This window comes from Roseibium sp. FZY0029 (assembly GCF_036350355.1).
Lineage (GTDB): Bacteria > Pseudomonadota > Alphaproteobacteria > Rhizobiales > Stappiaceae > Roseibium.
The window spans coordinates 504012-517157 of the sequence record NZ_JAZDVZ010000001.1 but is presented as its reverse complement, the minus strand read 5'-3'; the positions used below and the strand labels follow the sequence as shown (position 1 = coordinate 517157).

At 60.0% G+C, this 13146-nt stretch carries 13 protein-coding genes; 9 read left to right on the top strand and 4 right to left on the bottom strand.

What is annotated here, in order from left to right:
• Positions 1-71: 71 nt before the first annotated feature.
• Complete coding sequence (locus V1T76_RS02360; RefSeq protein ID WP_330559012.1) at positions 72-1559, top strand: AMP nucleosidase; 1488 nt, start codon at positions 72-74, stop codon at positions 1557-1559.
• Positions 1560-1715: 156 nt separating this feature from the next.
• Here V1T76_RS02360 and bfr read toward each other — a convergent pair whose 3' ends face one another.
• From bfr to mutY, 3 genes are all read right to left on the bottom strand, one after another.
• Entirely contained in the window at positions 1716-2201 is a 486-nt protein-coding gene (gene bfr / locus V1T76_RS02355; protein WP_148585168.1) for a bacterioferritin, read from the bottom strand.
• Between the two features lie 288 nt (positions 2202-2489).
• Complete coding sequence (locus V1T76_RS02350) at positions 2490-3038, bottom strand: 2OG-Fe(II) oxygenase (RefSeq protein ID WP_330559011.1); 549 nt, start codon at positions 3036-3038, stop codon at positions 2490-2492.
• Positions 3039-3121: 83 nt separating this feature from the next.
• Positions 3122-4201: an A/G-specific adenine glycosylase gene (mutY, locus tag V1T76_RS02345; RefSeq protein WP_330559010.1), complete on the bottom strand. Its 1080-nt coding sequence runs from the start codon at positions 4199-4201 to the stop codon at positions 3122-3124.
• Positions 4202-4425: 224 nt separating this feature from the next.
• Between mutY and V1T76_RS02340 the strand changes: the two genes are divergently transcribed.
• From V1T76_RS02340 to V1T76_RS02305, 8 genes are all read left to right on the top strand, one after another.
• Positions 4426-4935, top strand: coding sequence for a DUF721 domain-containing protein (locus V1T76_RS02340; RefSeq protein ID WP_330559009.1), 510 nt, complete (start codon positions 4426-4428; stop codon positions 4933-4935).
• 363 nt (positions 4936-5298) lie between these two features.
• On the top strand, positions 5299-5934 hold the full coding sequence (locus V1T76_RS02335) for a thioredoxin domain-containing protein (RefSeq protein WP_330559008.1): 636 nt from the start codon (positions 5299-5301) through the stop codon (positions 5932-5934).
• An 87-nt stretch (positions 5935-6021) separates the two neighbouring features.
• Positions 6022-9480 carry a chromosome segregation protein SMC gene (gene smc, locus V1T76_RS02330; protein WP_330559007.1) on the top strand — a complete coding sequence of 1153 codons (3459 nt, stop codon included), beginning with the start codon at positions 6022-6024 and terminating at the stop codon, positions 9478-9480.
• Positions 9481-9692: 212 nt separating this feature from the next.
• Positions 9693-10079, top strand: coding sequence for an AtpZ/AtpI family protein (locus V1T76_RS02325; protein WP_330559006.1), 387 nt, complete (start codon positions 9693-9695; stop codon positions 10077-10079).
• A 53-nt stretch (positions 10080-10132) separates the two neighbouring features.
• Positions 10133-10882 (top strand): F0F1 ATP synthase subunit A, encoded by a 750-nt coding sequence (locus V1T76_RS02320; RefSeq protein WP_023001969.1) that lies wholly within the window; start codon positions 10133-10135, stop codon positions 10880-10882.
• A 70-nt stretch (positions 10883-10952) separates the two neighbouring features.
• Positions 10953-11177 (top strand): F0F1 ATP synthase subunit C, encoded by a 225-nt coding sequence (locus tag V1T76_RS02315; RefSeq protein WP_006935776.1) that lies wholly within the window; start codon positions 10953-10955, stop codon positions 11175-11177.
• An 81-nt stretch (positions 11178-11258) separates the two neighbouring features.
• Complete coding sequence (locus V1T76_RS02310; RefSeq protein WP_330559003.1) at positions 11259-11819, top strand: F0F1 ATP synthase subunit B; 561 nt, start codon at positions 11259-11261, stop codon at positions 11817-11819.
• 10 nt (positions 11820-11829) lie between these two features.
• The gene (locus V1T76_RS02305) at positions 11830-12309 is read left to right on the top strand and encodes a F0F1 ATP synthase subunit B family protein (RefSeq protein ID WP_330559002.1); all 480 of its coding nucleotides are present in this window, start codon (positions 11830-11832) and stop codon (positions 12307-12309) included.
• A gap of 256 nt (positions 12310-12565) precedes the next feature.
• Here the strand turns inward: V1T76_RS02305 and V1T76_RS02300 are convergent, their stop codons facing one another.
• A complete protein-coding gene (locus V1T76_RS02300; protein ID WP_330559001.1) occupies positions 12566-13096 on the bottom strand; it encodes a GNAT family N-acetyltransferase in 531 nt (176 codons plus the stop codon).
• Positions 13097-13146 lie beyond the last annotated feature (50 nt).

The following is a 13146-nucleotide window of genomic DNA, read 5'->3' as shown; positions in this document are numbered from 1 at the left end:
GCAAGCGTTAGCGGGACTGTGAGCCCATAAGAACAATAAGGAGACGGTTTGTGTCCAACTCGAACAAGAACATGTTTCATCAAGCCGCCCGCAGGGTCCGGCATGCGCCATCGCATCCGCTTGAGGTCTTTACCGATGCCGACAAGGCGGTCGACCGGCTGATCGAAATTTTTGAATCCAACACCGCGTTTCTGCGTCAGCATTTTCAGGATCTTCTGGAAGGCAAGGAAATCGACGGCCGCGTGCGCGCGTTCTATCCGCAGGTGCGGATCGTGACCGACAGCCACATCCGGCTCGACAGCCGCCTGTCTTATGGTTTCGTTTCCCGTCCCGGCACCCACGCCTCGACGATCACCCGACCGGACCTTTTCCGGCATTATCTGGTATCCCAGTTGTCGCTACTGATGAAGAACCACGACGTGCCGATCCAGGTAGGCGACAGCGACATGCCCATCCCGCTGCACTTTGCCTTCTATGACGGCACGCATGTGGAAGGCGGTGCGGCGGCGGCAAATCTCGACCGTCCCCTGGCGGATATGTTCGATCTGCCGGACCTGACCGTCATGGACGATTCCATCGCCAACGGCACGTATGATCCGGCCGATGGCGTCATGCCGCTTGCCTCGTTCACGGCGCCGCGTGTCGACTATTCCCTGCACCGCCTGCAGCATTATACGGCGACAAAAGCCGAGCATTTCCAGAACTACGTGCTGTTCACGAACTATCAGTTCTACATCGACGAGTTCTGCCGCATGTCCAGGGAGCTGCTGTCGCAGCCGGACAGTGGCTACGAGGCCTTCGTTTCCCCCGGCAATGTGGTGCTGGAAGCAGGACAGAGCCAGCCGGATGGTGAAGAGCTGACAAAGCTGCCGCAAATGCCGGCCTATCACCTGAAGCGGGCGGACGGCAGCGGCATCACCATGGTCAATATCGGCGTCGGTCCGTCCAACGCCAAAACCATCACCGACCATATCGCAGTGCTGCGGCCGCATGTGTGGCTGATGCTCGGTCACTGTGCAGGCCTGCGGAACAGCCAGACGCTCGGCGACTACGTTCTGGCTCATGGCTATGTGCGCGAGGACAATGTCCTCGACCAGGACCTGCCGATCTGGGTGCCGATCCCGCCGCTGGCGGAAGTGCAGGTGGCCCTGGAAGATGCGGTTGCGGAAATCACTGGTATCGACGGCTACGAACTGAAGCGCGTCATGCGGACAGGAACCGTCGTCTCGCTCGACAATCGCAACTGGGAACTCTGGGATCAGCCGGAGCTGGTCAAGCGGTTCTCCCAGTCGCGTGCCATCGCGCTTGACATGGAATCGGCGACCATCGCCGCCAACGGGTTCCGTTTCCGCGTGCCCTACGGCACGCTGCTGTGCATCTCGGACAAGCCGCTCCACGGTGAACTGAAGCTGCCGGGCATGGCAACCGATTTCTACAAGCGTCAGGTTGCCCAGCATCTTCAGATCGGCATTCGGGCCATGGAGAAGATGCGCGACATGACCGCCGAACGCCTGCATTCGCGCAAGCTTCGAAGCTTCGCTGAGACGGCCTTCCAGTAAAGTGTTCCGAACGGCTTCGGTAGTGCACTGAACGGAGCCGTCTCGAATGCAACGAAGCGCACCGCATGAAGTCGTACGAGTGCGACACACCAAAAAGAAAAGCCGGTGCAGGGCTGCACCGGCTTTTGCATGGCCAATGAACGTCGGCTTGACGTCTTATTCGGCTTCGTCGGCCGGGGCGGCGTTCAGCATGCCGTAGCGCTCGACGCCGATCTTTTCCAGAAGCTCAAGCTGGGTTTCCAGGAAATCGATATGACCTTCTTCGTCCGACAGAAGCTCTTCGAAAAGCTGCATGGAAACATAGTCGCCTTCCTCGCGGCAGATGTCGCGGGACTTGGCATAGGACGTGCGGGCGTCATATTCGCCGGCAAGGTCCGATTCCAGCACTTCCTTGATGTTCTGCCCGATCCGCAGCGGCGCAACCTTCTGCATGTTCGGATGGCCTTCGAGGAAGATGATGCGGTCGACCAGCTTGTCGGCGTGCTGCATTTCCTCGATGGATTCTTCCCGTTCCTTCTTGGCAAGGCGCGCGAAGCCCCAGTCGCTCAGGAGGCGGTAGTGAAGCCAATACTGGTTGATGGCGCCCAGCTCCAGAAACAGAGCTTCGTTCAGGCGCTCAATGACTTTCTCGTTCCCTTTCACGGCAGAGCCTCCTTCTTGGAAATCGGTTGTTGTTTAGAATTATTCTAGAATATTTCACTTCAGGCGCAAGGGGCCTTGGCACTCTGAAATGGAACTTCCACTGGTTACACCCCGAAGCAGCGAATTGAAACCGGCCACAGACCAGTCCATGAAAGCAAGCCGGCTTCAAGTCTTTCCAGGCGGGCAAAAGCGACTTCGTCATACTGTCCGTTTGTTGCCGGCAGATGAAGGAAGGCCCCCGGCAGGAAGACGTAGATGGCAACCGCTTGAGGAGGCGTCTGCCCGGCCTCAGCGGAAGCGCGGGCCGTGGCTCCAGCAGGTGAGGGAGTAGCGGGTTCCCTTTGTCACCGGCACCACCCTGTGCAGCATGAAACTGGCAAACAGCGTCGCGCAGCCCTGATCGCGCGAGGCAGCCATCACCTTGTGGCCGAGGCTGATTTCCAGCGCCCCGCCTTCATAGGCGTCCGTTGGCGAAAGCTGGGTGACGATGGTCGCCTTGCGGAACTGGGCGATGGGGCCTTCCCCGACATCCGAATGCCAGTCGTAATGGCCTTCTTCGCTTTCATCGTAGATGGCAACCTGAAGCTTCTCCCGAAACTCGGTGATGTCGAAATCGAAGGCCTCGCGATTGGCTTTTGCAACGGCAGTCATCACACGGTCCATGACCCAGCCGGCGGTGCCTTCGTCATCAAGCCAGCTTATGCGCGCGCGGCGGATCTCGCCTTGCTGCTTTCCGCCCACCAGGCCGCCCGTATCCTGGGCTTCCGCCTGGCTCAGGCGGATGATTTCATCGCACTCCTTTTGAGAAAAGAGTGCGTCGTAGGAATAAGTGAACATCGGGGCTCAGATCCAGCAAAGAGGTGCGCTGTTCAACCTCCAATTCGGGTAAACTGCAACTGTTTTCTTGAGCCGGAAAAGAACTATTTCCGCGGCCTTTCAACCGCGGCAGCCAGAGCCTTCTTCATCACCGTCGGAAGGGCTTCGCTTTCAATGACTTCCGGGACCGACCACCAGGCATCATCCAGCAAGGGGGCAGCCTCTGCCTCAAGGTCGGCCCGGTAGACCGTGAGCCGCAAATGAAAGTGGGTGAAGGTGTGCTTCACTTCCACCGGACGCTGCTGCCAGTTCGCGGGAAACGGTGCAAGGCTGAGCGCATCCTGAAGGGCGAAGTCTTCTGCCCACTCGGTTCCCGGCACTTCACTCATCCCGCCCAGCAGGCCGCGCGGCGGGCGGCGGCGCAGCAAGACCGCGCCCGATGCAGTGTCGACCGCCACGAAGGCAGCGCCAAAACGTGTGGGTTTTTCTTTCTTCGGCGCCTTGCGCGGCAGTGTTTCGGCAAGAGCAGACGACTGGACCCGGCAGAGCGAGCGCCAGGGGCAAAGGGCGCAGGCCGGTCGCCTGGGTGTGCAGATTGTCGCGCCAAGATCCATGACAGCCTGCGCGAAGTCGCCGGGCCGCTCGTCTGGCGTCAGCTCAGCCATTTTCGACTTGATTTCGGGTTTGGCGTCCGGGAGCGGCGTTTCGATCTGAAACAGCCGCGTCAGAACCCGTTCCACGTTGCCGTCAACCACGGCCGCGTGCCGGTCGAAGGCAATGGTTGCGATGGCGGCCGCTGTATAGGGGCCGATGCCGGGCAGCTTCTGCAATGCCATTTCATCTTCAGGAAATTGGCCGTTGTGGTCCCGGGCAACGGTTTCGGCGCATTTTTTCAAATTGCGCGCCCGCGAATAATATCCAAGGCCCGCCCAGGCTTTCATGACGTCTTCTTCCGCTGCGTTGGCGAGATCGGTCACGGTTGGCCAGCTTCGCGTAAACTTCTCGAAGTAGTCCTTCACGGCTGCGACAGTGGTTTGCTGCAGCATCACTTCAGACAGCCAGATCCGGTAGGGATCCGGGACTTCGCCCAGGCTCCGGTCTTCGGGAGAAACCCGCCAGGGCAAGCGCCGTGCGTGCCGGTCATACCAGTCAAGAAGCAGTCGAGAAGGGGAAGCAGATGCCATGAGATCAGATGAACAGCAGGTGTTGATATGAAGCAGCAAGCCTTGGATAGCCTGGGGACAACTTGGCTGATATAGGCAGTGCAACGAGTTCGGGGAAAGTATTCGTCGTCATTTTGTCGTATTCTATTGAGACACAACACCCCATTCTGGAAACCGGCCGGCAAATCGCCGGACCGCATGTCTGGATGAGGAGGTAGGCCATAAGCGCTACGAAGGCAAACCCTGTGCACGCCTCGAGGGGGGCAAAGACGCTGGCCGATCTTGTCGGCAAGGCCATGACACCTGTTTGCCGAAAGCGTGGTTTTGCGTCCGTTGACATCATTGCCTCCTGGGCCGATATCGTGGGCGAGCGTTACGGCACGCGCGTACAGCCTGACCGGCTGATCTGGCCGCGCCAGCCCGAACGCAGCGATCCGGAAAACCCGCCGGAGCCCGCGACACTCGTAGTCCACACAGACGGCGCAACGGCCCTGATGCTGTCTCATGACAGCGCTCAGGTGATCGAGCGCATCAATACTTTCTACGGCTGGCGGGCCATTGGCCGCATCAAGATCCTCCAGAAACCTGTTCTGGTGAAACAGCCAGTGCGCAAAAAGCCCCTGCGTGACCTGACCCAATCCGAAGAGCGTCAGCTGGAGGCGCGGCTGGAGGGCGTCGAAAACGACCGTCTTCGGCAAGCGCTGAAGAAACTCGGGGCGCAGGTTATCGCCCGCCGGGAAGACGATGCCGCGTGAAGCGGATCCGCGTTTCCTCCAATAACAACTCTGTGAAATGCGGATTGGCGGGCAATCCCACGGACACGGATTTTCCCGAAAACGACCGCGTTTACCGGTCCTTCGCTTGATTGCGGCCTGGAACGACGCAAAGAGGCCCCGGTGGTTGACCGTCCTCGCTCCTGCCACATTTGATAAGCTTTGTTGACGCCGCCTGCCCGAGAGGGCAGAGAAGGCGGCAAGCCGGTTCATCCTGCATTCAGCTGAAGGCAAATAGGGTGGCCCGGTACCGTTAAACCCGATCGGCTTGGATATCCGTCAGGATGTTCTTCGATCCATGCACCGGCCGGTGCAGCGCTTGACTATTGTGACAGGACGATCTTCGTGACCCAGACCCGTAGACAGTTTCTCAAAACCACTGCCCTGGCGACGGCAGCCTTCTGCCTTGCCGGTTCGAGCTTGGCTCTTGCGCAGACCGTCGACCAGGACGAACTGGTAAAACCCGGCCCGCTGGGCGACAAGATCCTCGGCGATGAAAATGCGCCTGTCACCATTGTGGAATATGCGTCCATGACCTGCGGTCATTGCGCCAACTTCCACAAACGCACCTACCCGGAGCTGAAGGCCGATTACATCGATACCGGCAAGGTTCGCTTCATTTTCCGCGAGTTCCCGCTGGATCCGGTTGCCGCAGGCGCTTTCATGCTGGCACGCTGTGCACCTGCAGACAAATATTTCGAGATTGTGGACATCATGTTCGAACAGCAGCGGGCCTGGGCGTTTACCGACAATCCGTACCAATCCATGCTCGACTTTTCCAAGCAGATAGGTTTTACAAAAGAGTCCTTTGAGGAATGCTTGGGGAACCAGGGCCTGCTTGATGCCATCGAAGCGGTGAAAAACCGTGGTGCGAGCGAGTTTGGCGTGAATTCCACCCCGACGTTCTTCATCAACGGCGAAAAGCACTCGGGGGCGCTTTCGATTGAAGAGATGGGCAAACTTATTGACGCAAACCTCTAGACTGGCGGTCCATCCGCCGGTCTGTTCGGTATGCCTCGATCAAACCCATGATCTTCAGGTGTCCGTGTCCAGGGGGCACGGGCGCCAATGAAATTTTCCAAACTCCGCATTGTCGGCTTCAAATCCTTCGTTGAACCGATGGAGTTCATCATCGGCAACGGCCTGACCGGCGTGGTCGGGCCGAATGGCTGCGGCAAGTCCAACCTTGTCGAAGCCCTGCGCTGGGTGATGGGCGAAAACTCCTACAAGAACATGCGTGCGTCCGGCATGGACGACGTCATTTTCTCCGGCAGCCTGAACCGGCCGGCGCGCAACACCGCCGAAGTGACGCTGTACCTGGAAAATCAGGACCGTACTGCGCCTGCCGCCTTCAATGATGCCGATGCGCTTGAAGTCAGCCGCCGCATCGAGCGCGAGCAGGGCTCCAACTACAAGATCAACGCCAAGGAAGTGCGCGCACGTGACGTGCAGCTCCTGTTCGCGGATGCATCCACCGGCGCTAGGTCGCCTGCGATGGTGCGCCAGGGACAGATCGGTGAGCTGATCGCCGCCAAGCCGACGTCCCGCAGGCAGATCCTGGAAGAAGCGGCTGGTATTTCCGGCCTGCATTCGCGCCGGCACGAGGCGGAAATTCGACTGCGCGCGGCAGAGCAGAATCTGGAGCGGCTGGAAGACGTGCTCGTCCAGATCGACGGCCAGCTCGACAATCTGCGCCGGCAATCGCGCCAGGCCTCCCGTTACCGCAACCTGTCCTCCGAAATTCGCGCAGCCGAAGCCTCGATCCTTTACATCCGCTGGACCGAGGCACGCGATGCGCTGGGCACGGCCGAAAGTCATTTTGCCGAAGCTCAGAAGCAGGTGAACGAAGCCACGGGCCTGCAGGCCGAAAGCGCCCGCATTCAGGCCATCGCCGCCCACAAGCTGCCGGAACTGCGCGACGAGGCTGCCAGGGCGGGCGCTGCGTTACAGCGGCTGGTAATCGCCCGCAACGAACTGGATGCCGAAGAGCGGCGGGTGAAGGAAAAACTTCAGGACCTGGAGCGCCGTCTGGTGCAATTGGCGGAGGACATCCGGCGCGAACAGTCGATGGTCTCTGAAAACGACGAGGTTCTGGAGCGCCTGTCGGAAGAGCGCGCGGAGCTTCTGGAAGAAAACGAGATGGTGCAGGAGCGTACCGAAAGCGCCCGCGAAAAGGTGGCCGAGGCTGAAGAAGCCGTGGGAACGCTGGAAAGCCAGTTGTCCGACCTGACAGCGGCCGAAGCACGGGCGACCGCTGAACGCCGTCAGTTGGAGCGGGCGGTCGCCGAAAGCCGTCAGCGCGCCGACCGGCTGCTTGCCCAGGCCCAGGACGCCCAGAAGGCCCTTGCCGAAATCAACGAGCGGATGGCCGAACAGGACGGCGTCACCGAAAACCGGGAAGCCCTGGAAGTGGCCAAGGAAGCCCTTCTGGAGGCGGAAGCTGCCGCGGAAGAAGCCGAAACCGCAACCCGCGAAGCACGCGAGCAGGAGCAGTCTGCCCGCGGCCCCGTCGGCGACGCCCGCCAGTTGCTTCAGGGCCTAGAGACAGAGGCCAGGACGCTGGAGCAGGTGCTCAACGTTCATTCCGAACAGGATCACACGCCTGTTGTCGAGCAGATCCGCGTCGAACAGGGCTTTGAAACGGCGCTGGGGGCCGCGCTCGGTGAGGACCTGGATGCCTCCCTGGAAGAAGCCGCCGCTGTCCGCTGGGGCGGGGTCCTGCCCCATGAGGGCGATCCGGCTCTGCCGGCCGGCGCCCGAAGCCTGGCCGAGGTGGTGGAAGCGCCCGCCGAACTGAGCCGCCGCCTGCGCCAGGTCGGTCTTGTCGATCAGGCAGCGGGCCCGGATCTGCGCACATCTTTGAAGCCGGGCCAGTGCCTCGTTTCCGTGGAAGGTGACCTGTGGCGCTGGGACGGTTTCGTGATTGCAGCCAATGCGCCGACGCCGGCAGCGCAGCGCCTGGCACAAAAGAACCGTCTTGCGGAACTCGGCGACGAAATCGAACAGGCCCGGCGTGAGCTTGAGGATCGCCAGCAAGCGCTGGAGGGTGCGGCGTCCAGGGTGCGTCAGGCCGTCGAACTGGAGCAACTTGCCAGAGGCAAGGTTCGCGACGGTCAGCGCCAGGCGGCTGCCGCGCGTGAAGCGCTTGCGGCAGCGGAGCGGGCGGTTTCGCAATTTGCCGCGAAGCGGGAAGCTGCGCAGGATCGGGCACAGCGCCTTGGCGAAGAGGCTGAACTGGCCCGCGAACAACTTGCCGAAGCAGATGAACGTCTCGAAGAAGCGCCTGACGGAACCAGCTATCGCGATCGCATCGAGGATTTGCAGGGGCAGGTCGCGGCAGCGCGAGGTGCGCTGGCCGAGGCGCGGGCGGTTGCCGAGGGCCTTGCCCGCGAGCAGCAGATGCGCGACCGCCGTCTGGAGGCCATTGCCCGGGAATATGACGGCTGGAAGACCCGTGCCGCTAATGCCGCACAGCAGATTTCCATTTTGCAGGAAAGGCGTGAAGAGGCAGAAGAGGAGCGGGCCGAGCTGATCGAAGCGCCCGAAGACATAGAGATCAAGCGCCGCGACCTGTTTTCCGCCATTGCCAAGGCCGAGGAAGACAAGAAGGCAAAAGACGATCAGCTCCAGCAGGCAGAGCTGGATCTTGCCGAGGTCGACCGCGCGGCCAAGCTCGCGATGGAAGCGATGGCGGGCGCACGAGAAGAAAAGATCCGCGCCGAGGAGCGCCTTGAAGCCGCCCGGGACCGCAAGCAGAACCTGGAACGGCGGATCGATGAGGACCTGGAAGTGCCGGTGACGGCACTGCCGGAAATCGCCGGCCTGAAGGACGGCGCACCGCTGCCAGATCCCGATTCCATGGAACGCAAGCTCGAGCGGCTGAAGGCCGAACGTGAACGGCTCGGCGGCGTCAACCTGCGGGCGGAGGAAGAGCTGCGCGAAATCGACGATCAGAAGACCACGCTGACGTCCGAGCGTGACGACCTGATCGAGGCGATTCGGCGCCTGCGGACCGGGATCTCGAATCTCAATCGCGAGGCGCGGGAACGCCTGCTGGCCTCCTTCGAAGTCGTCAACGGCCACTTTCAGCGGCTGTTTACCCATCTTTTTGGTGGAGGCACGGCGGAATTGCAGCTCGTTGATAGCGACGACCCGCTTGATGCGGGTCTGGAAATCATCGCCCGCCCGCCCGGAAAGAAGCCGCAAACGATGACGCTGCTGTCGGGCGGCGAGCAGGCGCTTACGGCCATGTCGCTGATTTTCGCGGTGTTCCTGACCAACCCTGCACCGATCTGCGTTCTCGATGAGGTCGACGCCCCGCTGGACGACGCCAACGTGGAGCGTTACTGCGACCTTCTGGACGAGATGGCCAAGAGCACGGAAACCAGATTTGTGGTGATCACGCACAATCCGATCACCATGGCGCGCATGAACCGCCTCTTTGGCGTGACGATGGCCGAGCGTGGCGTTTCCCAGCTTGTTTCGGTCGATCTGGAGACGGCGGAGCGATTCCGGGAAACTGGCTAAGAATGCGTCTGGTGCGGCACTGCCGCGAAAACCTTATGCAACTTAGGTCTGGCTGATTCTGCTAAAACAGAAAAATATATTATTTTTCAAAGAGATAGAGTTTGATGCAGGCTTCTTGACACGGCATGAGGTGCCGACTATGGTGCGCGCGGCTTAGGGGGCTCCCCAGTTGTCGGATCAACCATGTCGGCGCGAGCTGAGGACTTAAGAACATGTCTTCGCAAAACGGCGATAATAAGGATCGGGCGGCTGGTTCCCCGGAAGCGGGTCTGTCGGAACGGCGGGCTCAATTGAACCGGAAGCTTGACGACTTGAGGGTGGTTGAAGAAAAGACCGCTCGGAAGTCACAAAGCAGCTCATCCGGATACGCGCAGGCAATGAAACTCTCTTCTGAGTTTATCGCCGGTGTGCTGGTGGGGGCCGGGATTGGTTGGGTAGCCGACCAGTGGTTTGGGACATCGCCTTTCGGGCTGATCGTCTTTCTGCTGCTGGGTTTCGTAGCCGGGATCTTGAACGTTCTGCGCGCGGCGGGTGTCGTCGAGCAGCCGGATGCCAAGGTCCAGCGCGAAAAAGACGTTCAGAACGACAGATCGAAATAGAATTTGTCGCGCCTTTTGGCGCATTGATATGAACGAACGAAGAAGGCTGGCCGGTGGCGAACGATCCGATCCATCAGTTCCATATCCAGACGCTATTCCCGATTGAAGTCGGGGGCATGGATTTCTCTTTCACCAACTCTTCGTTGTTCATGGTTTTGACCGTGGCGGCGACGTCTGCATTCCTGATTTTCTCGACCAGCGGTCGCGGACTTGTTCCGACCCGTCTGCAGTCGATTTCGGAAATGGCGTATGAGTTTGTAGCCGGGACATTGCGAAGTTCTGCGGGAACGGAAGGGATGCGCTTCTTCCCTCTCGTGTTCTCTCTCTTCATGTTCGTTCTGGTCGCGAACCTTTTCGGGATGTTCCCGTACTTCTTTACCATCACCAGCCACATCATCGTGACCTTCGCCCTGGCGATGCTGGTGATCCTCACCGTGATCATCTACGGCTTCATGAAAAATGGCATGAAGTTCCTCAAGCTTTTCGTCCCGAGTGGCGTGCCTGGGGCACTGATCCCGCTCGTGACGCTGATCGAGGTGATTTCGTTCCTTTCACGTCCGATCAGCCTGTCCGTTCGTCTTTTCGCGAACATGCTTGCCGGTCACATCACGCTGAAAGTGTTCTCCGGATTCATCGTCAGCCTTAGCGCGATGGGTGCGGTCGGTATCTTCGGATCCATTCTCCCTCTCGGAATGACGGTTGCCCTGACGGCTCTGGAATTCCTGGTCGCGTTCCTGCAGGCATACGTCTTCACCGTTCTGACCTGCATGTACCTGAACGACGCCATTCATCCTTCACACTGAGGGTAACCCAATCACACGGCCTTTGCGCCGCGAGTGAGCAATCTGCAAACACCATTTAGGAGCACGTGTCATGGAAGCAGAAGCAGCAAAATACATCGGTGCCGGTATCGCATGCCTGGGCATGGGCGGCGCAGGCATCGGCCTCGGCAACATTTTCGGTAACTACCTCGCAGGCGCTCTGCGCAACCCGTCCGCTGCTGATGGCCAGTTCGGCCGTCTGATCTTCGGCTTCGCCGTGACGGAAGCTCTGGGCATCTTCTCCCTGCTGGTGGCTCTGATCCTCCTGTTCGCTTAATCGCTAAATTTTAGCGACGACCGATGCGACTCCGGTGGCGGCGCGCTCTAGCGCCGCCCAGCCGGATTTAGGAGACTGGAAATGGCAGGCCAAACTCACTCGACCACAGAAGGCATGCACGAAGCCATAGAAGTGCCGGCCGCAGAGCATGGCGCGGGTTTCCCGCCTTTTGACAGCACCACATTCGCCTCCCAGCTCTTGTGGCTCGCGATCACGTTCGGCGTGTTCTACTGGATCATGAAGAATGTGGCCGTTCCGCGGATCTCAGGCATTCTGGAAGACCGCAGGGACCGTATCGCAGGTGACATTTCCGAAGCCAACCGGCTGAAGGAAGAAACCGACGCTGCGATCGCAGCTTACGAGCAGGCGCTGGCCGAAGCCCGCAACAAGGCTCATGGCATTGCCCATGACACGCGGTCCAAGCTCAAGGCTGAACACGAAGCTCGCCGCGAAAAGGTGGAAGCCGAGCTGAACGGGAAGCTGAAAGAAGCTGAGGCACAGATCGCCGCAACCAAGACCGATGCCCTTTCTCAGATCGGGGATATTGCCGGAGAAACCGCTTCAGCGCTCGTCGAGCAGCTGATCGGCAAAGCTCCGACCAAGACCGACCTGACCAAGGCGCTCAAGTCGGCGATGAACTGAGGAGACCGTCATGGACGCTACATTTTGGGCCCTGATCGGTCTTATCCTGTTCTTCGTCGTAATTTTCTACGTCAAGGTTCCGGCCAAGATCAACGGTTCACTGGACGACCGCGCTGAAACGATCCGCAAGGAACTGGAAGACGCACGCAAGATGCGTGAAGAAGCCCAGGCTCTCTTGTCTGAGTATCAGCGCAAGCGTCACGAAGCCGAAGGCGAAGCGGAAGCCATCATTGCAGAAGCCAACTCGGAAGCCGAGCGCCTGACGCTCGAAACCAGCCAGGCTCTGGACGAAATGATTGCTCGCCGCACCAAGGCCGCGGAAGACAAGATTGCACAGGCCGAAAGCCAGGCAATCGCAGAAGTCCGCGCCAAGGCCGCCGATATTGCCGTTGCTGCGGCTGAGGAAATCCTTGCCGCCAAGGTGAAGGACAAAGTCGCCGACGACATCCTCACCAACAGCATTGCGCAGGTGAAGGAGCGGCTGAACTAAGTTCGGTCCACTCTGCTGACGAATTGAAGAAGCGGCCTTTCGGGGCCGCTTTTTTGTTTCTGGGAACGGACGGCCTGGGCGTTTGATGGAACGGCGACAAGACGTCTTGCTCCGACTAAGCGCGAAACTGTCCGACGAGGGCCAAGAGACTGTGTGAGCCTGGCAAGCGGCAGATGTGGCGTGCAGGCGCAAGCTGTCCCGGCAATTGTGGTCGTGATTTGGGACCGGAAGAGTTCCGGACTGCGTCAGTCCGTTTTCAGCCTGTTTTCGGGCCGGCATCGGACAGGTCCCGTGTCATGATCAGGTTGGGGGCAGAGCCGCCTTCGAAGTCGAATGACCAGCGGCCTTCTTCGATCAGTCCTCGGGCCTTGTAGAACCCGATGGCTTTCTCGTTCCCCTCGTAGACAGTCAGAAAAAACTTCGGCTGGCCCGCTTGCCGGACGAGGCGGGAGGCGGCTTCAAGAAGCTTGCAGCCCACCCCCAAGCCCTGATGATTGCGCCGGACGTAAAGGGTCACGATTTCAACCGTTCCCGATCCGGGTTGAACAGGTTTCGCCTCGAGGTCGAGTTGCAGATATCCGAGCAGGCCTGAGTCCGAGCGGCAAACGATCAGACGCTTGTCAGGGGCTTGCAGGACGTCTGCGAACGCCTGCGGTGAATAGGTGCGCAGAACATGTCTGGCGTGGCTGTCGGGTATGCCATCAAGAGCGTAGGTGTCCAGCCACACTTCGATTGAAAGGGCCGCCAAGGCATCGAGATCGGCCGAAGTGGCGTCACGGAGTTCCATGTTCGGAGGCAAGCCTCGCGTTGGCATGCCGGACTTTGGGCTGACCTTCT

What these genes read in the sequence shown, in the direction of transcription:
- mutY (WP_330559010.1), bottom strand. Translation starts at nt 4,201, where the DNA reads ATGGCATCTGCTTCCCCTTCTCGACTGCTTCTTGACTGGTATGACCGG.
- V1T76_RS02305 (WP_330559002.1), top strand. Translation starts at nt 11,830, where the DNA reads ATGGACGCTACATTTTGGGCCCTGATCGGTCTTATCCTGTTCTTCGTC.
- V1T76_RS02360 (WP_330559012.1), top strand. Translation starts at nt 72, where the DNA reads ATGTTTCATCAAGCCGCCCGCAGGGTCCGGCATGCGCCATCGCATCCG.
- V1T76_RS02350 (WP_330559011.1), bottom strand. Translation starts at nt 3,038, where the DNA reads ATGTTCACTTATTCCTACGACGCACTCTTTTCTCAAAAGGAGTGCGAT.
- V1T76_RS02315 (WP_006935776.1), top strand. Translation starts at nt 10,953, where the DNA reads ATGGAAGCAGAAGCAGCAAAATACATCGGTGCCGGTATCGCATGCCTG.
- V1T76_RS02310 (WP_330559003.1), top strand. Translation starts at nt 11,259, where the DNA reads ATGGCAGGCCAAACTCACTCGACCACAGAAGGCATGCACGAAGCCATA.
- V1T76_RS02300 (WP_330559001.1), bottom strand. Translation starts at nt 13,096, where the DNA reads ATGGAACTCCGTGACGCCACTTCGGCCGATCTCGATGCCTTGGCGGCC.
- smc (WP_330559007.1), top strand. Translation starts at nt 6,022, where the DNA reads ATGAAATTTTCCAAACTCCGCATTGTCGGCTTCAAATCCTTCGTTGAA.
- V1T76_RS02325 (WP_330559006.1), top strand. Translation starts at nt 9,693, where the DNA reads ATGTCTTCGCAAAACGGCGATAATAAGGATCGGGCGGCTGGTTCCCCG.